The sequence below is a fragment of the Bacillus sp. ISL-75 genome (assembly GCF_018613095.1).
Genome location: NZ_JAGGQX010000064.1, coordinates 82765 through 105527, shown reverse-complemented (window position 1 = coordinate 105527; position 22763 = coordinate 82765). Strand labels below are relative to the sequence as shown.

The 22763-nt window shown below is 36.9% G+C and carries 25 protein-coding genes; 5 read left to right on the top strand and 20 right to left on the bottom strand.

The genetic code is table 11. From position 1 onward, the window contains the following. The 8 genes from J7E63_RS24715 to J7E63_RS24685 form a co-directional block, all read right to left on the bottom strand. On the bottom strand, positions 1–280 hold a 280-nt coding region (locus J7E63_RS24715), incomplete at its 3' end, for a reverse transcriptase domain-containing protein (protein ID WP_251033740.1). Next, positions 186–389 carry a hypothetical protein gene (locus J7E63_RS29830; protein ID WP_251033739.1) on the bottom strand — a complete coding sequence of 68 codons (204 nt, stop codon included), beginning with the start codon at positions 387–389 and terminating at the stop codon, positions 186–188. The genes J7E63_RS24715 and J7E63_RS29830, both read right to left, overlap by 95 nt. Positions 390–697: 308 nt before the next feature. Continuing rightward, positions 698–1333 carry a DUF2238 domain-containing protein gene (locus J7E63_RS24710; RefSeq protein WP_215017394.1) on the bottom strand — a complete coding sequence of 212 codons (636 nt, stop codon included), beginning with the start codon at positions 1331–1333 and terminating at the stop codon, positions 698–700. A gap of 415 nt (positions 1334–1748) precedes the next feature. Further along, positions 1749–2477 carry an amino acid ABC transporter ATP-binding protein gene (locus J7E63_RS24705; RefSeq protein ID WP_285289972.1) on the bottom strand — a complete coding sequence of 243 codons (729 nt, stop codon included), beginning with the start codon at positions 2475–2477 and terminating at the stop codon, positions 1749–1751. Continuing rightward, positions 2474–3118: an amino acid ABC transporter permease gene (locus tag J7E63_RS24700; protein WP_215017392.1), complete on the bottom strand. Its 645-nt coding sequence runs from the start codon at positions 3116–3118 to the stop codon at positions 2474–2476. Before J7E63_RS24700 ends, J7E63_RS24705 begins: the two co-directional genes overlap by 4 nt. A 61-nt stretch (positions 3119–3179) precedes the next feature. Then, entirely contained in the window at positions 3180–3950 is a 771-nt protein-coding gene (locus J7E63_RS24695; protein WP_215017390.1) for a transporter substrate-binding domain-containing protein, read from the bottom strand. A 394-nt stretch (positions 3951–4344) separates the two neighbouring features. Then, a complete protein-coding gene (locus J7E63_RS24690) occupies positions 4345–5535 on the bottom strand; it encodes a MalY/PatB family protein (RefSeq protein ID WP_215017388.1) in 1191 nt (396 codons plus the stop codon). A 203-nt stretch (positions 5536–5738) separates the two neighbouring features. Next, the gene (locus J7E63_RS24685; protein ID WP_088087928.1) at positions 5739–6050 is read right to left on the bottom strand and encodes a MerR family transcriptional regulator; all 312 of its coding nucleotides are present in this window, start codon (positions 6048–6050) and stop codon (positions 5739–5741) included. Positions 6051–6529: 479 nt separating this feature from the next. On the opposite strand from J7E63_RS24685, the gene J7E63_RS24680 reads away from it, so the two are divergent. The 3 genes from J7E63_RS24680 (at position 6530) to J7E63_RS24670 (ending at position 9640) form a co-directional block, all read left to right on the top strand. Further along, positions 6530–7504 carry a 2-hydroxyacid dehydrogenase gene (locus tag J7E63_RS24680; protein ID WP_215017386.1) on the top strand — a complete coding sequence of 325 codons (975 nt, stop codon included), beginning with the start codon at positions 6530–6532 and terminating at the stop codon, positions 7502–7504. 21 nt (positions 7505–7525) lie between these two features. Continuing rightward, positions 7526–8203 carry a YdeI/OmpD-associated family protein gene (locus tag J7E63_RS24675; RefSeq protein ID WP_215017384.1) on the top strand — a complete coding sequence of 226 codons (678 nt, stop codon included), beginning with the start codon at positions 7526–7528 and terminating at the stop codon, positions 8201–8203. Positions 8204–8503: 300 nt separating this feature from the next. Continuing rightward, the gene (locus J7E63_RS24670) at positions 8504–9640 is read left to right on the top strand and encodes a CAP domain-containing protein (RefSeq protein WP_215017382.1); all 1137 of its coding nucleotides are present in this window, start codon (positions 8504–8506) and stop codon (positions 9638–9640) included. A gap of 115 nt (positions 9641–9755) precedes the next feature. On the opposite strand, the gene J7E63_RS24665 is transcribed toward J7E63_RS24670, so the two are convergent. The 10 genes from J7E63_RS24665 to J7E63_RS24620 form a co-directional block, all read right to left on the bottom strand. Beyond that, a complete protein-coding gene (locus tag J7E63_RS24665) occupies positions 9756–10529 on the bottom strand; it encodes an NAD-dependent protein deacylase (protein WP_215017380.1) in 774 nt (257 codons plus the stop codon). A 442-nt stretch (positions 10530–10971) separates the two neighbouring features. Continuing rightward, entirely contained in the window at positions 10972–11319 is a 348-nt protein-coding gene (locus tag J7E63_RS24660) for a 2Fe-2S iron-sulfur cluster-binding protein (RefSeq protein ID WP_215017378.1), read from the bottom strand. A gap of 184 nt (positions 11320–11503) precedes the next feature. Beyond that, complete coding sequence (locus J7E63_RS24655) at positions 11504–12208, bottom strand: GntR family transcriptional regulator (protein WP_215017376.1); 705 nt, start codon at positions 12206–12208, stop codon at positions 11504–11506. 43 nt (positions 12209–12251) lie between these two features. Further along, complete coding sequence (locus tag J7E63_RS24650) at positions 12252–12782, bottom strand: chromate transporter (RefSeq protein ID WP_098934160.1); 531 nt, start codon at positions 12780–12782, stop codon at positions 12252–12254. Beyond that, a complete protein-coding gene (locus tag J7E63_RS24645) occupies positions 12779–13453 on the bottom strand; it encodes a chromate transporter (RefSeq protein WP_251033738.1) in 675 nt (224 codons plus the stop codon). Before J7E63_RS24645 ends, J7E63_RS24650 begins: the two co-directional genes overlap by 4 nt. A 39-nt stretch (positions 13454–13492) precedes the next feature. Continuing rightward, positions 13493–13972, bottom strand: a complete 480-nt coding sequence (locus J7E63_RS24640) for a GlcG/HbpS family heme-binding protein (protein WP_215017374.1) — start codon at positions 13970–13972, stop codon at positions 13493–13495. A 29-nt stretch (positions 13973–14001) separates the two neighbouring features. Continuing rightward, entirely contained in the window at positions 14002–15465 is a 1464-nt protein-coding gene (locus J7E63_RS24635; RefSeq protein ID WP_215017372.1) for an aldehyde dehydrogenase family protein, read from the bottom strand. 133 nt (positions 15466–15598) lie between these two features. Next, positions 15599–16330: an iron-containing redox enzyme family protein gene (locus J7E63_RS24630; protein ID WP_026567517.1), complete on the bottom strand. Its 732-nt coding sequence runs from the start codon at positions 16328–16330 to the stop codon at positions 15599–15601. A gap of 242 nt (positions 16331–16572) precedes the next feature. Next, positions 16573–17343: a creatininase family protein gene (locus J7E63_RS24625; protein ID WP_215017370.1), complete on the bottom strand. Its 771-nt coding sequence runs from the start codon at positions 17341–17343 to the stop codon at positions 16573–16575. Positions 17344–17409: 66 nt separating this feature from the next. Beyond that, positions 17410–17739, bottom strand: a complete 330-nt coding sequence (locus J7E63_RS24620; protein WP_166258927.1) for a 2Fe-2S iron-sulfur cluster-binding protein — start codon at positions 17737–17739, stop codon at positions 17410–17412. A 344-nt stretch (positions 17740–18083) separates the two neighbouring features. On the opposite strand from J7E63_RS24620, the gene J7E63_RS24615 reads away from it, so the two are divergent. Both J7E63_RS24615 and J7E63_RS24610 read left to right on the top strand, forming a co-directional pair. Continuing rightward, positions 18084–18419 carry a hypothetical protein gene (locus J7E63_RS24615; RefSeq protein WP_215017368.1) on the top strand — a complete coding sequence of 112 codons (336 nt, stop codon included), beginning with the start codon at positions 18084–18086 and terminating at the stop codon, positions 18417–18419. Positions 18420–18824: 405 nt separating this feature from the next. Further along, positions 18825–20210 (top strand): hypothetical protein, encoded by a 1386-nt coding sequence (locus J7E63_RS24610; RefSeq protein WP_215017366.1) that lies wholly within the window; start codon positions 18825–18827, stop codon positions 20208–20210. Positions 20211–20263: 53 nt separating this feature from the next. Here J7E63_RS24610 and J7E63_RS24605 read toward each other — a convergent pair whose 3' ends face one another. Continuing rightward, on the bottom strand, positions 20264–20971 hold the full coding sequence (locus J7E63_RS24605) for a hypothetical protein (protein ID WP_215017364.1): 708 nt from the start codon (positions 20969–20971) through the stop codon (positions 20264–20266). Between the two features lie 193 nt (positions 20972–21164). Continuing rightward, positions 21165–22607 (bottom strand): hypothetical protein, encoded by a 1443-nt coding sequence (locus J7E63_RS24600; RefSeq protein WP_214718199.1) that lies wholly within the window; start codon positions 22605–22607, stop codon positions 21165–21167. Positions 22608–22763: the final 156 nt, after the last annotated feature.

Sequence of the window (22763 nt, the reverse complement as noted above, 5' to 3'; positions counted from 1 at the left end):
ACAAATCCAATACATAGTGAAGATAAATGTTACTTAACAGTACACTAATTGAACCACCTTGCGGTGTTCCAGTTTCACTGACATAAATATCTTTACCTTCCATTACACCTGCTTTTAACCATCTTTTAATCAGACTAATAATTCTAGGATCACCAATCCTATGTTGCACGAATTTAATTATCCAATCATGGTCTAAGGTTCCAAAGAAGTTCTTCAGGTCGGCGCTCAAACATTCCAAGTGCCCAGAGGTCCTTTGCCCTATAGGCGGGGATTTCTTCATTTTCTTTAAAATACATTGCCTCAAATTCATCCCCAACTGCTTCTTCAAATACTTCTAGGGTATAAGTTTCAGAATCTGTAGAGAAGGTTTTCCATTCACATACCATCATGTCTTATCACTCCTTGTTTGTTTATGGATTTATCATAACATGTATTTTGAATACCGGTTTGTGAAGTATTGAACAAAGTGTGGATTGTGATTAATTTTACTAAAAATAGTACTATGTCCTTAAATAACAATGGTTACCAATGATAATATTGGCATGTATTTGGTGAAATACTATATTAACTGAAAACGTTTACATCTATTTTATTATATTGGAATAACATTAAATAAATGAAGTTATCGATTGTAAATGTACGGTTATTGAAAACGAACAGTTAGTGACTGTAACATTATTTGAAAGAGGGTTACGGTCTAATTATATTTCATTCCCTTAATTTTTTCTAATAGCCTGTTATGTACTTTTGATAAGATGAGTAACGCGAGGATAGAACCAATAAAGTTTAACAACATATCCCACTGTGCGTCCCAAATATCACCTTGTGCTCCTAAAAACTCAGTGGAAGTCTTTCTGTTCTTTGTTAATTTAGTCCATAACCATTCGATAATTTCATACATAGTTCCAATTGCGAGTGAAAAACTTAATATCACAGAAATTAACCAAGGACCTTTTTTAGTCACTCTCTTTCGGATTAATATTTCTCTTATTACAATGGCAAACAACCCTTTTAAGAAATGCCCAAAGCGGTCATAGTGGTTTCGGTTTAATTCAAAATAATCTTTTATCCAAGTAAAAAGTGGAACCTTTGCGTAAGTATAATGACCACCAATGAAGGTAAGAATCGAAAGAATGGCAATTATGATATAGGATAGCGTAGTAAGACGAAACTTATTATAGGTAATAAGTACAATCATACATATCACAATGGCAGGAAGTACTTCCATCGCCCATATTAAATATCCTGCTGGCTTATAGATTGACCAAATAAAAACGGCAATTACAAACAAGATAAGTAGTAAATGAAAGTAAGCACTTTTATCTTTTATCACTTAACTCACTCCTAATGATATTACAGTTGTAAAGTTAAAAAATAACTAACTTGCTCTCCGGTGCAAAGTTATAAAATAACTTTTATAGGTTGTCCATCCTTTCTTTTATTAAACCACATAGCTATTTAAATGTCTGTTCAAAATGAATATCAATAACGGTAGGTTTAAATCAATGGAGTTATCTAGAAGTATAACGATTAGGAATATATAAATTCCAGGTATTTTTCCAACATCACTGGTATCCTCTCTAACAAGGACTACTAATATAGTAAATAAAAAAAAGCCATTAAATACTAGATTCGTTCTTACTCTAGTATTTAATGGCCTTTATATGCTACGCCTCAATTAAAAAAATATATTAACAAGGAACTTGCAAACATGATTTCCTTGTTCAGGTAGGAAATCATGTTGTAGTTTAAAGTACCTTGCTTAAAAACGCCTTGGTTCTTTCGTGTTGTGGGTTACTGAATATCTCATTCGGTTCATTTTCTTCAACAATGTAGCCTCCGTCCATGAAGATGACCCGATCGCCGACTTCCCTGGCAAAGCCCATTTCATGAGTAACAACAACCATTGTCATACCTTCTAATGCCAGCTGTTTCATTACTTCTAAAACATCACCAACCATTTCAGGGTCAAGTGCGGATGTCGGCTCGTCAAAGAGCATAATTTTTGGATTCATGGCGAGTGCCCTTGCAATCGCAACCCGTTGTTTTTGCCCCCCAGATAGTTCCCCTGGAAAGCTATTGGCTTTTTCTCTTAGACCCACTTTATCTAATAGATCAAATGCCAATTTTTCAGCAGCTGTTTTATCTATAGCGTGAATTTTAATAGGTCCCATGGTGATGTTCTCTAATACACTTTTATGAGGAAACAGATTAAATTGCTGAAACACCATTCCTACTTCTTGTCTTACTTTGTTAATATTGATTTTTGGGTCTGTTATATCCTGTCCGTTTATGACTACCTCTCCGCCTGAAATGTCTTCTAGGCGATTTAAGCATCGAAGGAACGTACTCTTACCTGAGCCAGATGGACCAATAACACAAACTACCTCTTTTTCTTTAACTTCTGCATTGATATCTTTTAATACCTCAACATTTCCGAACGATTTTCGTAAGTTTTTAACTGTGATCATGCTCATCTAAGCTGAATCCTCCTTTCGATGAAATTAGCAAGCATGGTTAATAAATAAATAATAATAAAGTAAATGATACCTACAGCCAGCCAAATCTTAAATGCTTCGAAGGTGGCAGAAGCCTGAATTTGTCCTTGCTGTGTTAAATCCGCAATCCCAATTACAGATAAAAGTGACGTATCCTTTAAACTTATAATGGACTGGTTTGTAATTGTAGGAAGCATTCTTCTAAAGGCCTGAGGAAGCACCACATATCGCATGGTTTGTGCGCCTGTAAAACCAATCGATCTTGCTGCTTCTGTTTGTCCTTTATCAATTGATTGAATTCCCGCTCTGATAATCTCAGCAAAATATGCACCCGCATTAATGGCAACAGTGATGATCCCAGCAGTAGTGCTATTTAGGGACACGACTTGTAGAGAATTTACACCGAAATAAATAAAAAACAATTGCACAATAAACGGTGTCCCACGAATGGCATCAACATAAACCTTAGCAATCCAGTTCAAGATCTTGATCGGAGCTAAACGAAATAAAGCTATTACTAAACCAATTAAAAAACCTAGAATAATGGCAATTACAAATATATATAGGGTCACTTGAAGACCTTTTAATAACATTGGCAGTGCTGCAGAAATAATATCCATTCTGTTCATCCCCTTTCAAAAAGAAAGCGCGCATTAAGCGCGCTTAATCATTTCGTATCCTCTATTCACCTAGATACGTTTTAATAATTTTATCATACGTACCATCTTTCTTTAACTCAGCAAGACCATTGTTAATTTTTTTCAAAAGATCCGCGTTTTGTCCTTTTAGAACAGCAATTCCATATTGATCTCCATTTAATCGATCACCCACGATTTTTAATCCAAGGTCTTTTTGGGCAATTGCATACGAAATTACAGGATAATCTTCAATAAGTGCATCTGCATTTCCGTTAGATACCTCTTGGAACATGGCAGGGCTATCATTAAATTGAACAACAGTAATTCCTAATTTTGCAGCATTATCTTGTGCATATTTTGCACCAGTTGTACCTTTTTTAACAGCAATTTTTTTGCCTTTAAGATTTTCGACTGATTTAATACTTGTATTATCTTTTTTAACAACGACTGTTAAGCCTGCATCAAAATATGGTGTTGAGAAATCTACTACCTTTTTTCTTTCATCTGTAATGCTCATTCCTGCAATGGCCACATCTAGCTGATTTGCTTGCATTGCTGGGATGATACCACCGAAATCCATTGGAGAAAGTTCGATTTTAAAGTCTTGGTTTTTCGCAATTGCATTGATTAACTCAATATCAATTCCCTTATAATCGTTTCCTTCTTTAAATTCAAACGGCGGATAAGTTGTATCAACACCAACTTTATATACTTTTCCACCTTTTTCTTTCTCGTCTGCTGTGTCTTTGCTTCCACAAGCAGCGATAAAGATTGAAAGGATTAATAACAAACTTAATAGACCTAACTTTTTCATTTCATTCTCCCCTTAATTTTCAGATTGTTCTTACTTGCTGAATATAGCAAATTTACTTATTTAATATATCACATATAGTTAACAGAAAAAAGGGATTAAACTATATGAATATACAAAAAAATTTAATAATACACATAATACACATAATATAATAATATTGACGTTTTTGATTTATTGAAATAATAGAGATTTGGATTAAAAAAATCTATACTATTAATACTTTTATTTTATCCATACTTTAAGAATGCATTCATTAAAGGAAAAATTTACTTTTCATTTTTTAATCAATTTATATTTCAATATTAAATATCCTAAACTTTTCCTCACTTTTTATCCACTAGACAAAACCACTTGGAATATAGATACCAAGTGGTTTTGGTTATAATTTCACCTATTAATTGACATCCTCGAATTCTCTTGCAATCCTTTCAAATGCTTCCTGAATTATTGGACGAGGGGACGGGATACAAATTCTTTGCCATTGTAACCCTTCCTTACCAAACATCTTCCCATCTTCCAGTAGAACATTTGCTTTATTATAAATCCGATTGTGGACTTCTTCTGGAGTTAGTCCATACTCACTAAAATCCAGCCACATGATATAGGTTCCCTCTGGGATTCTTACCTTAACTTTCGGCATTTTCGCCGCTAAGAATTGGACTGCCCATTCCATTGTCCCATCGATATATTCCTTTAATTGTTCTAACCAATCTTCGCCCTCATTGTATACGGCGATCAGTGCAGAAACGGTAAAAGGTGAGGGTAAATGCATCCCCATAACAGTATTAAAGGTTTTTCTAAGTTCAGGATTTGAGATGATTACATTTGTACAATGAAGCCCAGCAACATTGAATGTTTTATTGATGGCAGTAAAAGTAATAATACGATCACTATGGTCGCTAGCTTTTGCAATCGGAATAAATGTTTGATTACGTCGTACTAAATCTCCATGAATTTCGTCAGCAACGATGAGGACATCATTTTTCACACAAATATCGGCTAATTTCCTTAGTTCTTCGCGAGTAAACACTCTGCCGGTTGGATTATGGGGGTTACATAGGATGAACATTTTCGTCGTTTCTTCTTTTGCCTTCGCTTCAAAATCCTCGAAATCGATTTGATAATAGCCTTCGCTATTCGCTTTAAGTGCATTATTCCGAACTTTTCGTCCGTTGGCTTCAATTGCCGAAGTAAACGGAGGATAAACCGGTCGTTGGATAATGATGCCATCTCCTGGATTGGATAATGCTTTAACAGCAACATTTAAAGCATGAACGGTTCCTGGACTAAAGCTGATTTCTTCCTGCGGAATATCCCAATCATGTCTCTTTTTAAACCAATGCTGGATGGCTTCAAAATACTCTTTTGGAAAGATGGTATATCCGAAAATCCGGTGATCGACCGTCTTATGTAAGGCATCTACTAACGGCTGAGGCACTGGTAAATCCATATCAGCTGTAAACAACGGAATCGTCTCATCGTCATATCGTTCCGTCAGACCAATCTGTTTAATTAAATCCCCGCCATCCCATTTGATTGAATAGGTTCCTCTTCGGTTGACAATTTCATCAAAGTTATATTTCATTTACATCCACCTTTCATTTTTCATTCCTGCGAATGATTCACATGTAAAAATTTATTGATTACTACAATTATAACGATTAATAGAAATGATTAAAAATTTGGATAGCTAAATTTATCAAAAAAGTCGGCGATGACACTAAAAAAAAGAGCAGGCCCAGTATATGAACCTCGCTCTTTAATGCGCGTTAATCTTCCAAAACCTCGTCATTTTATTGGTCCGTTCCGATTAAAATGGGAATTGATTTGACCTATAATCATCTTATGTTTTTCCCGTTTCGCTAAATCCCTGCGAATTTCGAGTGTTTGTACTCCTTCTTCTATTTTTTCCGCAATTTCAATCAGTCTTTCAATATCCGCAAATGAATACTTACGGGTCCCATTTGGGGTCCTATCTGGAAAAATTAGCTTCCGCGTTTCATAATAATGAATTTGTCTGCTTGAAAGACCTGTTAATTCTGTCACAATTCCTATGGTAATAACCTTTTGATCACGATAGGATGGATTTTCGTTTCCCAAGATACCACCTCCTATTTTGTTTTAGTTTATTTGAAAAAATGTGAATTTTAAAACAATTATTATGTTATGTATTCTAACATAAGATGTAATACACTGAAACAAAAAATTCCTTTCTTACAAAAATATTAATTTCCAGCTAACGCTACTATTATCTTAAAAAAGATTTAGTCTAAAAATGTAAGCGAATTCACTATTATACTTATTTAACACCGTAAATTTGAATAAATTTAGATTTATTTACTATGAGTGGATTAGTAAAGACCTTGGTGAACGCTTACAAAAACAGACTCTTTTTGATATACTAATATAATCTAAATCCATCAAAAAAATTACTAACTTTCAACTGAATCTTGGTGATTGACATGGATTTTTAACAATTTGAGATTCCAATCATTTTTTGAATTATTGACTCTTTAAAATTTCTATGTCACTTTAAAGATATATTCCTACATAAAGATACAAAAGGAGAACTCATAACTATGAAAAGAAAAATACTTGCCTATAATTTTGAATTCTCTGAAACCCTAGATCGTTTAAGAGACAATTTTGACGTTGAAATTTTTGAAAGGATAAATCCCAAAACAGACCCGGCATTTTTACAATCTCTAAAAGCAGCTGAAGGTATTGTCGGTCTTGCACTTCCAGTCGACAAAGAATTACTAAATCATGCCCCAAATTTAAAAATTGTTTCTAATAACTCAACTGGATTTAATAACCTTTCCATTGATGAGATGACCAAGCGCGGAATTATGGGAACAAACACACCAGGCGTACTTGAAGATACAACGGCCGATGCGATTTTCGGGATTCTTCTTGCTGCTGCCAGACGCATTCCTGAGTTGGATCACTTCGTGAAGGCCGGAAATTGGAAGCAGCATTTAACGAGAAATGAATATGCCATTGATGTTCACCATAAAACCTTAGGTATTATTGGGATGGGGAAAATCGGGGCTTTAATTGCGAAACGAGGGCATTTAGGCTTTGATATGAATATTCTTTACCATAATCGCACTCGCAATCTGGAGGCTGAGGAAAAATATCACGCTGTCTACACAGAGCTTGACCGCTTACTTATAGAAAGTGATTTTGTTTGTTTAATGACACCGCTCACACCTGAAACAGAAAATTTAATGGGGTCACGGGAATTTAAATTGATGAAAAAGTCTGCTATTTTCGTGAATGGTTCCCGCGGAAAAACAGTCGATGAAAAAGCACTAATTGAAGCATTAACAACGAACGAGATTCACGGAGCCGCATTAGACGTTTTCCAAAGTGAACCAGTCAAAGCGGACCATCCGCTTCTCCAATTTCCAAATGTGGTGACAACCCCGCATATCGGGTCATCCACTTTCGAAACAGAATTTAAAATGGCCAAGCTTGCGGTGGAGAATTTACTAGCAGGATTAACGGGAAAACGCCCAAGGAACCTGATTAATCCTGAAGTACTGAATTAATATTACGAAGGAGTTAAACACATGAATTCACCGAAAAGTGTTGTTGAAAAACTAAATTTGAATAAATATCCACGGAAGCTTGTTCTGCAGAAACCGGAAGATTTGGATGACTTTCATGAATTAGACTATGACTCATCTATTAATAACGATAAATATGATCTGATATTTATATTCGTTTTTAGTTTAGAGGAATTTTCGCGGCAACTTCAATCGGTAATTGCAAACCAATTACTCGAGAAAAATGGATATGTTTACTATGCCTATCCAAAGAAGAAAAATCCAAAATATAAAGAATACATTGAACGCGACAGCTTGTTAAACGTATTTGCTATGGATGATGAGGGATATACGCTTGACAGTGATATAAAGTTTTCTAGAATGGTCAGTCTAAACGATGTTTTTACAGTGGTGGGCTTAAAGTCTGCCCCAAAAAAGACAAAAAAGGCTGACAGCAGTAAATCTAGCCAATGTGTGGATGACTATATTGTTCATGTGGATGATATTAAACAGTACTTAAACAAAAATGAGGACCTATTGGGAGCTTATAATCAATTTACTTTTGGATATCAAAAGGATTGGGCCCGTTATGTCTATAGTGCGAAAAGAAAAGAAACTCAAGATAAACGTTTGTTAGAAATGGTGACTGTTCTTGGAGCAGGCTATAAATCAATGGAATTATATCGAAGGAAGCAGAAATAGTCAGTGGATGTAATTTCAAAACGATCCCGTCTATCTAATTAGATAGACGGGAATTTTTTATTAAGAGGGCAAGAGCAAATTTTATCACAAGTAAGCAGAAGGTTGTCTAAATTTTTTATACAATCAGCTCCTATCAGTTCTACTCCCCACTTTCTTCCTATATTACTTATTAATACCATCCAAATATTATGGCATAGCCATCATTTTTCAAAAAAAACCTAAATATCATTCCCCCCAAGCATATTACTTATACATTTTATCTAGATTGGGTACAATTCTAATAGAAATGGAGGAAATATCATGGTTCGTTTACTTGCGATTATCTCATTTATACTTTTATTTTATTTTTCATTGCCAGTTATTGATAAACAGATGGGGAAAAACGATATAGAAAAAAAGATTGATTCTGTTCAATCTGAAATGAATATAAAAGATAGCTCAGCAGTATTAGAAACGCTTAATAGTTTTTATGAAAAGGTACAACAATTAGTTGGACAGCTTGGCTTTCAGGCAGGAGAAAATCCTCTCACTAAACAAAAGCCCCAACCACAAAAAGAAAAAGTAGAATTAAATATCCCTACTAACCAAGTATTTTCAGTAAATAATATAGAACTTGGTAATTTAAAAGAAGATATTGATCATAATTTAGGCAAGGCAAATCGGTCATCTCTAAATGAATATGGGACGAATTGGTACGCCTATCACGAAAATTACCATGATTTTTTTATGGTCATGTATGATGAAAACAACAAAGCAGCAGGATTATACACGAACCAAGATTTGATTGCATCCACTAAAGGAATCAAACTCGGAAGTTCCAAGATAGATGTTCGCGCAAAACTAGGTGAACCGATCACCAATATCCAAAAAGGATTGACAGTTTATCAATTACAGGAAAATAGTGACTATGATGTGTTCTTGCTTGAGGGAACTTACGTAACCATCTTTTATGATAAACATGAAAATAATACGGTAACAGCGATACAACTAATCAGTAAGGACTTTGAGCAGAAGAAAACAGGCTTTTACACCAAAGCCAATTCAGCGTTAAAAGAAGGCTTTGAATATCAATTATTCGATTTGACCAATGCAGCACGAGTCAATCATCAGCTTACAGTTCTAACATGGGATGAGCATGTTAGAGGAACAGCCCGTAAACATAGCACTGATATGGCAGTCCATCAGTATTTCGATCACACCAATCTGAAAGGACAATCACCGTTTGACCGGATGAAAGAGGATGATATCAGTTTTCATATGGCTGGGGAAAACCTTGCCTATGGGCAATTTAGCAGCATCTTCGCCCATGAAGGTTTAATGAACTCCCTCGGACATCGTGAAAATATTTTGCGGAAGGGTTACGAGTTTTTAGGAGTAGGCGTAGCTTTTAATGACGAATCGCAGCCCTACTATACAGAAAACTTTTTTGCGAAGTAGTACGTCCAAGGGGTTATTATTCAGAACACTAAAAAATCCACAAAACCCCATGTTTTGTGGATTTTACTTTTACGATGGAAAAATGAGGAACATCTTGTAAAGTTATTGTACGGTTTCAGTTTCCTAGTTTTTGATCCAATAAGGACAAGGTTTTCCCGATAGACTCTTGAATAACATATGTATTACTGTCAGTATCATAAGGAGTTTCACCTATATTAATAATAATTAGTGGAACGCCTTGCCTTCTGTATTGGGGGAAAGTGGAGAATGGCGTTACTTTTAGACTCGTCCCTAATACCAACACACAATCCGCAACATCAATCATGTGTAAAATCGCATCAAATCCCTCTACAGTAAACCACTTGCCTGTATCACCAAACAAAACGACATCCGGTTTTATAAAACGTTCTCTTTTATCGCTGGTATCACAATGGTCACAGATATAGAATTCATCGATGGTATCGAGACGATTTTCCATCTCTTTTGTCGAATAGCTTTTACCGCAATGCAAGCAAGTTGCTGTTTTTATGGTTCCATGGAATTCTATGACATTCTTATTGCCCGCTTTTTGATGAAGTCCATCAATATTTTGGGTAATGATATGAGAAACCTTCCCATCTTTTTCCCACTTCGCCAAAATCTTGTGCCCTACATTCGGCACAGCATCCGGATGGTAAAGATTTTCGAATGCAAATTGATAAAACTCCCTTGGACTTCGATAAAAATAATCCAAGGAAAGGATATATTCCGGTGCAAGTTGATAAACCCCAGACCTTGAACGAAAATCTTTTATGCCAGATTCTGTACTAATCCCCGCTCCAGTTAGCACAATGATGTTTTTTGCATTTTTAATGTGGCTTGTACAGGTTTCAATCAGTTTGTTTTCCATCGATTCCTTCTCCTTTAAATACGCCGATAGGGCAACAATAATAATACTTAGTTTATAAGAAAAAACAATTCCTAGTCACATGTCAAGTATAGTATTTACAAATCAGGATTTATTTCATAAAAAAAACTGCCCCAAGTTAAACTAATGGGACAGCCTTTATAAATGGTGCCTGTCCCTCACTACTTTACAACTTAAAGCACTCGAGGTAGGCCATAATAGATGCTATGCAAATGCACGTAATTTTTTATTTTTTTTCAAATGCAAAGGTTTATGAGTGTAATAGATTTTTGCTTGTGCATGATTATTACAAAGTGAACATTTAATTTGATAAGAAGCTTTGCTAATATGGGGAGTTTCTAAGAAGGTTAATATTTCTTTCATATGTTTATCACAGGCCCACATGATCTCACCCCGAATTCATATTTTTCTTTAACTAAGCTTACTAAATGGTAGAGACTTCTTTCTGGAGTTTATCAGGCTTTCTTTTCTTCACGACTTCCGTAAATGCATCTTCCCAAGAAATCGAAATATCTCCATTTGTCACAAATGTTTGACACCCGAGGCGATATCCTTCTCTTAACCACTCTTCACCTAATTTTCTTCTTTCCTGTACCTTGACTTTATCTAGGAATTCAGCGCCTTCTTCCGCCTTAAAAACGCAGCTGCCGCAAATTCCCCCGCCACATCGGTTTGGGAGTTCTCCATCGTAACGAAGGGACATCCTCAAGATATTCGAATCCTCTGGTACCTCTAATTGTTTATTGCTGTTAATGAAATTTATTTTTGGCATGCCTCGTATCCTCCCTAAAATTAATCTTCTTGGTATACAATATACCATATTTATAATTTTCGGACAATACAAATATTTTAAATTTTTTCATTTTAAAAAAAGATAAATATAAGACCACATCGTGAAGTCGGTGTGGTCATTAACATAGATGATAGCTCGCTACGAGATCTTTTATTGATATTTTTCAAGTGGACATCAATTTTTCTTTTTTAGATGATCGCTTTTCTTTTATATTTTCAATATAAGTGATATATGCCTTTTTCGAGTTTTCAATATGAATTCTCATTAAATATTCTGCCATTTCCGCTTCTTTATCGCGCAAGGCTTTCATGATATCAATATGTTCCCTTAAGGATTCTTTTCTTCTGCCTGGTGTCTCATATCCCATATTTGCAGCCATATGTATATAGTCAATCAGACCAGAGAGAATCTCAAACAATTTAGGGCTTTTCGATGCCTTATTAATCAGACGATTCATTTGTATATGTTCAAGATTAAAGTTTTCTTCGGCTTGATCTCTTAACAACATCAGTTCTTCGATCTTTTGATCCAATTCTAGTTGCGTTTCTCTATCCATCCGCCCCGCAGCTAATTTAACGGCCAAAACTTCTAAAGAGGCAAGAATTGTAAATACCTCGATGACTTCACTCTCGGAAATATTGGAGACGACGACACCTTTTCGGGGAACCGTTTTTACAAAGCCTTGGGATTCCAATCGGAACAAAGCCTCCCGAATCGGTGTCCGGCTGATGCCTAATTTCCCGGCAAGTTCTCTTTCAATTAAACGATCGCCCGCTTTTAATTCGCCCTCCAGAATCATTTCCTTTAAATAAATATATGCATGCTCCCGAATCGATAAAAGATTGTTTTCCTCCCATCTTACGTCCATAAATTCCACCCGCTTATTTTTTATTATTTTCTAACATTCATTTTTACGAAAGAAACACTCCACCATAAATCAAGCAGCAAACAATTAGCAGGGATGGATGCATTTTTACTCTAATCAAAGCAAAATAACTAACCACAGCCAAAAAGACTAAATGAAAAACACCACTATTCTCATAAGCTGTTAAAAAGAATTGATAGGCCATCACAGCAAGTAAAATCGCAATAATCGGCTGTACTGACTTTGTCATAAGTGCTACTTTTGGAGAACCTTTAAATAGATTTACAAACTTAAAAAGTAAAATAACGGCGAGAGCAGAAGGAAGGATCGTTGCGATTAGAGCAATTACTGCACCAAGGATCCCCCCCACTTCATAACCAATATAACCGCCCATTTTGGTGGCAATTGGTCCTGGCAAGGCATTCCCAATCGCCAATACATCCCCAAACTCGGATAAACTCATCCAATGGTAATTGTTGACCACTTCATTTTGTATTAATGGAATGGTTGCAGGGCCGCCGCCGTATCCCAATAAATTAGCAATGAAAAACGCCCAAAAGATATGCAAATAGATCATGAACTTTTTTCCTTTCTCTGAAGAAGCAACTCAGCGGAAGCTTTTGCCGCTTTTTCTTTTCGATCCGCAATGATATAGGCAGTGATGAGAAATACCGCAATCAAGATGCCGGGATGCCAGTCAAGAAACTGGACAAATATTAAAGAAACGACCGATAGTGACAGCATAATCGGAAAACCTAAGCCTTTACGGCCATTTTGGAAAAAACGATATGCCATCTCCAAGAGCATAAATCCGATCACAGGTGTAACCCCTTGAACCATCCCACTGACAATTGGTGATTCTTTAAACCTATAAAGCACACCCAATAAAGCGATCATGGCAATAATTGATGGTAAAATGTGAGTAAGAATAGCCACGGTCGCACCTAAATACCCCTTCACTTTATAACCTATATACGCGGCCATCTTGGTGGCGATCGGTCCTGGCAAGGTATTGGCTAATGCCAATATTTCGACAAATTCCTGTTCGTTCATCCATTTGTATTTTTTAACTGCTTCAAATTCAATCAGCGGTATCGTAGAGGGTCCGCCCCCATAACCGGTCACACCGGTGCGGGCAAATCCAATAGCTAACTCAACATATGCTTTCAGTTGACTCTCCCCCTTTATATACCAATATAACATTCTGTCGCATATTTTTATAGAACCGAAGATTAAGATAGACCCCATTCTGCTAAAACAAATGCTTCGAATGAGGTCCTGTTATTATTATTTTTTTATATCGGCTTCCGTAATTACTTCCAGCCCATCACTTTCCAGATAACTTTGCAATGCTTGCAGGGCGGCAGTTCCTACGGCTGTGTCTTGCTCGCCGTTGCCGCCACTGACACCAATTCCGCCTATTACTTCACCATTGACAACAATCGGGAATCCACCAACAAAGATGGCAAATTTTCCTGGAAGCATTTGCTGAATTCCAAAAGCTTCATTCCCAGGAAGTGCAGGTCCATTAGGCTCTTTGTTAAATAAATGGGTAGATCGTTTATGGCCAGCAGCTGTGTACGCCTTCGCAATCGAGATTTCAGGTCCTGTGATCCGTGCTCCATTCATACGTTCAAGCGCAAGCAAATTGCCTCCATCATCGACAATTGCGATAGTTTCTAGAACATTGATCTCTTCTGATTTTTTCTTAGCTGCCTCAATCATTAACTTCGCTTCTTCTAATTCTAATTTCAAAACAGATTTCATTTTTGTTCTCCTTTACATAATGTATTATTTTAATAGCCCATATAGACAGTTTTTAATTGCGTAAAGAATTCTAAGCCCACTCTTCCAGATTCGCGGAAAGTAGAGGTACTTGATTTTTTCAGGCCGCCAAATGGGGCATTCATTAAGTTTCCTGTCGTTGTACGATTAACCTTTACCGTGCCCGCTTGGATATCCTTTGTAAATTGGTTGGCGATTTTGAGATTATTAGTTACAATCGAAGCAGACAAACCATACTCGACATCATTAGCAACGGCAATGGCTTCTTCATATGTATCTACTTCAATCACAGCCACAACCGGGCCAAAGATCTCTTCTTTAGCAATTCGCGAATTAGGTTTTACATTAGTGAAAATTGCCGGCTGGACATAGTATCCTTTTTCGAAATCTCCTGTTAGGAGTTGCTCCCCGCCGTAAACCAATTCTGCTCCATCCTCTTTACCGAATTCGATGTACTTTAAGACATTTTTCAGTTGTTTTTCGTTGGCAAGCGGCCCGATTTTCACGCCCGCTTCGAAGCCATTTCCTATTTTGAGAGCACTAGTTTTTTCAACAAGTTTTTGTACAAATTCCTCTTTCACTTCTTTTAAAACAATAACCCGGCTTGTTCCAGTACATGCTTGCCCTGTTAAGGAATATGCTCCGTTTACAGTCAGGGTTGCTGCAAGATTGAGGTCGGCATCATCCATGACAATTAACGGATTTTTTCCGCCAAGTTCCATTTGTGTACGAGTGGTAAAAGAAGCTTTGCTATGAATATCTTCCCCTGCAGCCGTTGACCCTGTAAATGTAACGGCCCTTACAGCAGGATGTGTAACCAATAAATCACCTACGTCCGAAGCTTTTCCCGTAACAAAGTTAATCACACCTTTAGGAATTCCTGCCTTATCTAGTGCTTCGACTAAGCGAAAAGCAATTAGGGGAGTATCTGAGGAAGGTTTAAACACAACCGTATTCCCCGTAATTAAAGCGGGAGCGATTTTTCGGGCAGGAATAGAAAGCGGAAAGTTCCAAGGAGTAATGACACTTACCACTCCAAGCGGTTCTCTTTCCGTTGAAACTTTCATATTCGCATCATCATTTGGAAAGGTTTCCCCCGTAAAGCTTTGTCCTTCTACTGCATAATAGCGGAGTGTTTGTGCTGAACGGATTACTTCATTCTTGGCATCATCCACATGCTTTCCTTCTTCTCTAGTTAACTCTTCGGCCAAGGCGGCAGCATTTTGTTCTAGAATGCTGGCGGCTTGATTTAAGATGGCAGCACGCTTGGAAGGGGCTGTTTGGGACCAACTAGGGAAAGCATTCTTGGCAGCTTCAATCGCAATTTTTACATCCTGTTTGTTTGAAGCCTGGAATTCCCCAACAAGATCTTCAGTATTTGCAGGGTTCACACTAAAAAACGTCTTCTTGCTAACCGATTCCTGCCATTCTCCATCTATATAATTATTGAATGTCTCTACTTTTGTAGTTATCACAACTATCACCTTTTTTCATTTATTAGTTCGAACTATATCGAAAAATATGATTCTATAAAAACGGCCGTCACTTAAACCTTTAAATTACAAGATTAATATGACGGCCAGTACACGGGCGCTTCCGCTTATCTATTTATTTCGTTTCTACTAATGCACCTAAATCCTTTTCAATATACTCTTTCCAAAGTCCATCCATGTACATACGGCGCATTTTTGCTCCTGTACGAACAACTTCTAAGCAACGTTGTTGTAACTCAGGCGTATCGGCGTGGTCAAGAACAATTTTGTATCCGCGCTCACCATGGATCTCATCTGAAACAATGTGTAAGTCAAAGAATTCAATTTCTTCATCCGTAAACCCATACTTCTCACGTAAAGCAGGAGTTTGTTTCCGGTAGATATCAGGAACTTGTGATTCTAATCCAACAACTAGAGCTGCTGTTGCTACGACGAAATTCTCACGTGCAGCCACCGCGAAACACCAGCTTTGAAGGCCTAAAGTAGTTGGAGCCATATTGTTAGGATCAATAATTCTTTCTGCAGTTGTACCACATGCTTCCGCAAATCGAATTAATAAGTCTGTGTGACGATCCGCTGCGATTTCTTCTTCATACATATTTTGTAGAGTAAAATCTTTTGCAGCAGCAAACTTTGGATCTTGTGGAGTATTGTGGTAAATATACGCTAAGTAATCAGCGAATGGACCTACATAATGGTAGTGATTTTCAGCCCAACTAGCAAAGTGTTTTCTTTCAAGTTTGCCCTCTGCCCAAGCTACTGTAAATGCAGCTTTCTGGCTATGGTTACCTTTAATTGCTTCCTCTAATTGTCTGCGAAATTCATCTTTAGATAATAATTCTGTCAACTGAAACTCCTCCTCTATTTTTATGTAGGCACCCAATCTTAGATTGGTATTTGATATTTTGTATACCAAGTTAGATTAAAAAATAAAAAGATTGTGAATTCTTGCTCTTCCAGCACTCTTTACTTTTTGGAAAATGTTCGTTTGGTATACCTTACGTTTATACTACCAAGATATTGTTTATTTGTAAATATAATTTTTAGAATTTTTCAAGAATTGTAATCGTTTTCTTTTCCCTGCTAAATTTATTGATGGACATCCACTTTCAGATCTAATAATTGATAGAGTTCATTCGATAGATTATCCAATGCTTCCTCCACGATCTGCTGGCCAATTTCCCAGCTGCCTTTTGTGCCATCACCGATACACCCATTTTTGGTCATTTCTTCGTAAAAATAAAATCCTTGGATCGCTTTACCAGGTCGAAGCTGCTTCCATCTTCCATCTTTTTGAATATCACCTTTTTCTAGTCTTTCAGGTCGGACAAGCTCTGGAGCCAAATAAAGTGCTTCGGAAACTTCTCGTTCGCAGCTATGACCAAATAATGGCGACGTGACATTTTCCTGAATCGCCTTTTTAGCAGATGCAGTCGTTTTAGCATAGTAAATTTTTACATCCAGTTCTTTTGTTAACATCATAGAAGCAACATTTAACGTTGATTGATTCCCGCCGTGTGAATTTAAAAACAAAAACTTTTCAATGCCATGATGCTTTAAAGATGAGATAACATCCTTTAATATCGCTATTAGTGTTGTCGGCTGCAAAGATATCGTTCCCGGAAAATTCAAATGATGCTGAGATACCCCCATGTTGATTGTTGGTGTTACTAATGCATAGGGAAACATCCGCTGACCTAACTTCTTGGCCATCTTATCTGCCAAGACAGCATCGCAACTTTCTACCATATGGGGACCATGTTGTTCGTGAGCACCAATTGGAATGATCGCAAATTCAACAGTCTTAAGCGATTCTTCTACTTCTTTCCATGTCATGCTGGTTAAATCATAACAATCCATTTTAACTCACCTACTTAAGTTTGTTGTATTTTGTATACCATTAATAAATATAAAATAAATTCCCTATCAAGATTGGATAGCAGATTGTTTCTTCGGGGCTTGGATCGAGATATTCTCTTGAGAAATTTCAATATCTTCTTTAATGGTTAATTGACATGTTAAGCGGTAGCCCTCATTGACCTTATCTCCAAGCATTTTTTCTTCTTTCCAATTCGGTGGAGATAATGACTCAGCTCCGTTTACGACGATACAAGTGCATTTTGTACATCGCCCCATTCCGCAGCCATACTTTAATTTTGGCAATTGACGGGTCCCTGCTAATACTACTAAATTGGCATTGTCTTTCACTTCTTGTTCAATTGTTGTTCCATCAACATGAAGAATAACTTTTGGCATATTGTTACCCCTTTCTGTTTATTCTAAAAATTTTGATACTTTTCTGAAGTATACAATCTTTTTGTTAGATAAGCAAACTAGAATTTTTAGTTAGTACGAATTTTTTTTATGTAAATCAGTAGTCTATCTACAACCTTGGTAATTATTTAAATATTTAGAATATAACCTTGAACATTTTAACATCCTGATATAAAATACACATAAGTAGTTTGGTATACAATATTCCTTGGAGGTGAGTAAAGAAAAAAATTAACGTAGGAAGTTACTATACTTAGAGTAACAGAAATTAAATACTTATCTGACTTGAAATTTAAGGTTATAAAAAACTCAAAGGAGTGTTCTACATGGGGAAATATATTGTCTTAACTAATAAAGATACCTTTCAAACAATTCTCGAAAACGATGGGTTAAAACCGATTGAAACCTACCATTTCTATTTCTTCGACAATTTAAAAGCAAAATATACGATTGCTGAAGTCCTTGATGAAACGATTAAAATTCGATTATTTGAAAATTTTGAAGGAAAAGAATATGTTAATCAGATAGCTGTAAAGTTTTTTGAAAAGTTTGATACCATTGAAGCTGCTCGCGAGGAATTAAATGAGATTGTCAAGGCGTCCGGGAACAGCGAGGATTCTGTCAACTCCAAACTGGTAAAATCTGCTGAGGTTGCCGTTTAGAATATTTATTGTGCAAAAAAAATAGGTTTTCTATATATAAAATCCGGAGAGGTAGCTTGGCTCTCCGTTTTTTTGTCTTGATATTGTTTTTAAAGCACAAAAAACCGCCGGCTTTTAAGCGGCGGTGGAATAAGTAACGTTAGAACTTAAGAGTTTTTCTTAGTGAAGCTAGTTTTTTCTCAGCTTTTTCTGCAGCCCTTTTCGATCCAAATAGAAAGTTAAACATTTAAAATCCCCCTATTAATTGAGTTATTTGATAATGTAATTGTATAATGGAATTAACAATAAAACAAGATTTTTGTATACCAAATACCATGATTGTTCATAATAAATGGCAAATTCGTGACAAATTTAGCCTAATTAATAAGATTTGGTATACAATCTATAAAAGATAGGGTGGTTGATATGCTGAGGTATATGTTTTTTATCGTTATTTTATTGTATCTATTTTCTGTGCTGGTGCCTGTGCTAAATCTTGGTGTACTAATCTCCTGTCTATGTCTTGCGATTGTACTTATTACCTTATTTCAAGCCAAGCGATTTGTTCAAGTTTTAGGAGGTACATTTTTGCTGCTTGGAGTGGTCTTATTATGGACAAGCGGGGCTTCCTGGCATCAATATATTCTTTCTTTCGGCCCTATGCTGGACTTGCTTACCATGTTTACACTGATTCCGGTTTTAGGGATACCGATAAAACTAGGCGGTTATAGCGGGGGCATACAAAATATTATTCAAAAAAGAGTAAAAACCTCAGGTCAACTGTACATGATTACGTCAGGTATATCTTATTTTTTTAGTATTTTTATGAATCTGGCCACATTACCAATGACATACTACTCGATTAGGCCTGCATTAGATGTCATTCCCGTAGAGAATAAGGAACGGTTCATGAGCCGAGCGATTACGCGCGGGTTTGCCATGCCTTTACTTTGGGCACCTGTTACACCAATTGTCGGGATAGTTATCACAATGACAGGAGTTAGCTGGGTCTCGATACTCCCGTATGTCATTCCCTTAAGCATCGTTGGTATGGGGGTGGATTGGTATATCGGCTCACGTAAGGCAAATTTCATGATCCAAAACAAAAAGGACCTATCCGTCCACGAAACCGCTGCTACGATAGAATCATCGGGTCAGATGAATCGTTCGGGTAGAGTCTTTCAAATTCTCTTGGCGATCATCATTTTTAACGTGGTCATTTCTTTAGTGGAAACAAAGTTTCCTTATCCGTTTTTAATTTTAGTATCCTTACTTGTCATTCCATTTTCCTTTTCTTGGTCTCTATTCTTAAAACAGGGGAAAGAGTTCGGGGCCCAATTGGTTAAGCATTTTCAAACATTCTCTGTAAGTATGAAGGATCAATTTTTTATTTTTTTATCGACAGGATTTTTTATCTCAACCATTAATGTTTCTCATACTAATGTATGGCTGGATACTTGTGTAAATAAGTTTATTAGTTTAGCAGGTGTAGAAATCTTTTTGATTTTATTGCCACTAATCCCGTTGGCTTTTGCTTTTCTAGGACTGCATCCCGCAGTTTCACTAGCCCTAATGACAGAGGGTTTGAACCCAGAGGTGATTGGGATATCACCGCATATCTTGACTGTGGCGATGTTAGCAGGAGCTGTTTCTGCTTTTCTAGTGGGCCCTTATAATGCGACATTAGGTCTTATGTCAAACATCGTTAAGGAAAGCTCCTATAAAGTGTCTAACTGGAACCTGCCATTCGCAAGCATTTATATTGGCTGTGTCATGTTGTATCTATTTATTTTACAAGTGTTTTTTGCCTAACGCAGCCGCTCATAACTAAAGGTGTCAATCATTTGATTGACACCTTTAGCAATCTAATGGCTTGTAGGGCCATCACTAGATTTCTCTGCTTTAATTTCTTTGACTATTTCCTTAGCAAAGTGACCAAGACTCCCCTCACTATAGGAACGTATCACTTCGGGTGCTAGCGATGTTAGTGCTCTTTTAAGATATTCTGGGGATAATCCTCTATCCTCAAATTCAGTCTCGATATTTATTGCTGTTTTTAAGGCAAAATACGTGGCTAATTTATTTACCTCTGTTAAACAACTTTCACGATCAATCTTTACCCTTCCAATCTCCTCAAAAAGCTCTTTAATCTTTGGGGTTAATACGGATTCAGTAATAAATAAACCATTTGAGTGTTCCAATAAATCTTTCGAATGACCCATAAACTTTATACCATGGACCTCTAAGCTTGGAAACTTGGTCGTTAGCTCATTGGTAGCAAGGTTCGTGGCCATATTAATGATAGATGGTGTATGCTGAGCATTGCTCTGGAGATTTAAACTTGAGATAAACGGAATAATCTCCGTAGCAGGAAGTGCGAGAACTAAGATATCTACATTACCTATTTCACTTTCTGTTAAGTGATAGCCATTTTGAAATAAGTGGAGATAATTTCTGGCTTTTGTTTCAACTGGGTGGTAAACACCTATTGGGATTGATTTTTTATCCCAATGAGTCATCAACGCTGTTCCTAATTTTCCTATCCCTACTAAACCAATCCTTTGTTGTTTCATCCTTTATCCCCTCTCTTCGTTTCATCCTATGTTTATTGTCTTTTCAGGATAACAAATGTTTTCTTGTTTAAACTACAAATAATAAGGCTACCCCAAAAATCAGTTCGCTGCTGACTTTTGGAATAGCCTCATTATTTATAAGCGACACCTAATTTCTGTATCTTGTATACTTAAATACATTAAAACTGTTACTTTACCAAATGATAACGGCCAGTATTGTAGCAATGGTAAGTCCGGTTATAACTGGGAAGAAGTTCTTTCTGGCCAGTTCTAACGGTGATACTTGTAGGAACCCGGCAACTGCAACAAGAGATGACCATGCAATCAGCGTACCTCCGCCGCTCCAAACCGCTCCCATCTGCCCAATTGCTGCCAGAACGGAAGGATCGATATTACTTCCAGGTCCAATCGCTCCAGACAAAGCACCTGTTAACGGTAGCCCTGCAAACCCAGAACCATCTAACCCTGTAATGATTCCAACGATTAAGATACTAAATGCTGCTATAAATGGGCTATGTGGAATATAATTTTGACCTGCTTGGATCAAATCAAATAGAAAGCCTGGTTTTGCTGCATCTTCACCTAAAGAAAGGATAGACGCTGAAAAGTCTCCGCTTCCCATAAAGAAGTAGCCTGCAATCGGAATAACGGGTGCCATCGCCCTAAATGCGAATACAAAACCTTCGGTAATATGTTCACTAATTTTATCGAGTGCATGAATTCGGTTAAAAGCAATCGTCGCCAACACTAAGAGAATGGTTGCCACTCCTCCAATAAAAGCTGCGCCGTCGCCTCCCTCAAATCCAGCTCCACCGCCAATTTTTGTCTGGAACATAAAAATCATAACAGCAAGCATTGCTAAAGGCACAATAATCGCAAAGATTTTTCCCCATTTTTCTTTTACCTTAATAACTTCAGCAGTTTCTTCTACTGTAGCAGCAAGTTCTTCGGTAACTTGGAAGAATGCCTTTTCCTCTTTATTAATCTCATTAACAGATCTTTTTGTAATCGCTTTTCGATGTGTGGCATACACAATCGCTAGAGAAGTTATTCCAGTTATGAGAGAAAGAATGAAGGCCTTATCTGATACTAAGGATTTATCAATTCCTGCGGCTTTCGCACTAAGCATTGGGGCTACTTGCATAATATAGTCTGATGAAAGTGCCATACCTTGTCCTGCAATAACAATAACCATTGCTGAAGTCATAACTGGCAAGCCTGCACTTACTGCAGCAGGCACTAACAAAGCACAAATTAACGGAACAGCTGGGGTTGGCCAGAAAAAGAGTGAAATCACAAACGTAGTGACCATTAACACTAAATAAGAAACGTGTCCGTTTACCATTATTTTTTGGATCGGCACGACCATCCTTTTATCTGACCCTAGATCCTTCAAGGAATTAAGGAGACCGATCATGATGGAAATGATTAGGAAAATACTAAATAGTTCCTTAGCGGCAACCAGGTTTGCATTAAAGACGGCTTGAAAACCACCGATCACGCTCCCTTTATACACGGCCGCTACTAAAAAGGTTCCAACTATAAGAGGTAAGACAACACCTTTTCTAAAAAGCATGATAATAATAACGGCTACAGTGACTACTAGATAAACCCAATGAGCTGCTGTTAATTCCATAAATTCCCCTCCGTTGTTTTAAAAAATTTTAAAACGATTGTTGCGAAAGATTTCCTTAAATATTGGAAAAGGACCGTAGGAGAGGAATACTAGTTAAAAATGGATCGTTATCATGGTGTATATCCTCTACTTCTGAATTTCTTTTCTTATTCCCTC

Coding starts and splice junctions, on each gene's coding strand:
- J7E63_RS29830 (WP_251033739.1), bottom strand. CDS start 389: ATGATGGTATGTGAATGGAAAACCTTCTCTACAGATTCTGAAACTTAT.
- J7E63_RS24705 (WP_285289972.1), bottom strand. CDS start 2,477: ATGAGCATGATCACAGTTAAAAACTTACGAAAATCGTTCGGAAATGTT.
- J7E63_RS24700 (WP_215017392.1), bottom strand. CDS start 3,118: ATGGATATTATTTCTGCAGCACTGCCAATGTTATTAAAAGGTCTTCAA.
- J7E63_RS24695 (WP_215017390.1), bottom strand. CDS start 3,950: ATGAAAAAGTTAGGTCTATTAAGTTTGTTATTAATCCTTTCAATCTTT.
- J7E63_RS24690 (WP_215017388.1), bottom strand. CDS start 5,535: ATGAAATATAACTTTGATGAAATTGTCAACCGAAGAGGAACCTATTCA.
- J7E63_RS24680 (WP_215017386.1), top strand. CDS start 6,530: ATGAAAAGAAAAATACTTGCCTATAATTTTGAATTCTCTGAAACCCTA.
- J7E63_RS24675 (WP_215017384.1), top strand. CDS start 7,526: ATGAATTCACCGAAAAGTGTTGTTGAAAAACTAAATTTGAATAAATAT.
- J7E63_RS24670 (WP_215017382.1), top strand. CDS start 8,504: ATGGTTCGTTTACTTGCGATTATCTCATTTATACTTTTATTTTATTTT.
- J7E63_RS24665 (WP_215017380.1), bottom strand. CDS start 10,529: ATGGAAAACAAACTGATTGAAACCTGTACAAGCCACATTAAAAATGCA.
- J7E63_RS24660 (WP_215017378.1), bottom strand. CDS start 11,319: ATGCCAAAAATAAATTTCATTAACAGCAATAAACAATTAGAGGTACCA.
- J7E63_RS24655 (WP_215017376.1), bottom strand. CDS start 12,208: ATGGACGTAAGATGGGAGGAAAACAATCTTTTATCGATTCGGGAGCAT.
- J7E63_RS24650 (WP_098934160.1), bottom strand. CDS start 12,782: ATGATCTATTTGCATATCTTTTGGGCGTTTTTCATTGCTAATTTATTG.
- J7E63_RS24645 (WP_251033738.1), bottom strand. CDS start 13,453: ATGGGGTCTATCTTAATCTTCGGTTCTATAAAAATATGCGACAGAATG.
- J7E63_RS24640 (WP_215017374.1), bottom strand. CDS start 13,972: ATGAAATCTGTTTTGAAATTAGAATTAGAAGAAGCGAAGTTAATGATT.
- J7E63_RS24625 (WP_215017370.1), bottom strand. CDS start 17,343: ATGGATTGTTATGATTTAACCAGCATGACATGGAAAGAAGTAGAAGAA.
- J7E63_RS24620 (WP_166258927.1), bottom strand. CDS start 17,739: ATGCCAAAAGTTATTCTTCATGTTGATGGAACAACAATTGAACAAGAA.
- J7E63_RS24615 (WP_215017368.1), top strand. CDS start 18,084: ATGGGGAAATATATTGTCTTAACTAATAAAGATACCTTTCAAACAATT.
- J7E63_RS24610 (WP_215017366.1), top strand. CDS start 18,825: ATGCTGAGGTATATGTTTTTTATCGTTATTTTATTGTATCTATTTTCT.
- J7E63_RS24605 (WP_215017364.1), bottom strand. CDS start 20,971: ATGAAACAACAAAGGATTGGTTTAGTAGGGATAGGAAAATTAGGAACA.
- J7E63_RS24600 (WP_214718199.1), bottom strand. CDS start 22,607: ATGGAATTAACAGCAGCTCATTGGGTTTATCTAGTAGTCACTGTAGCC.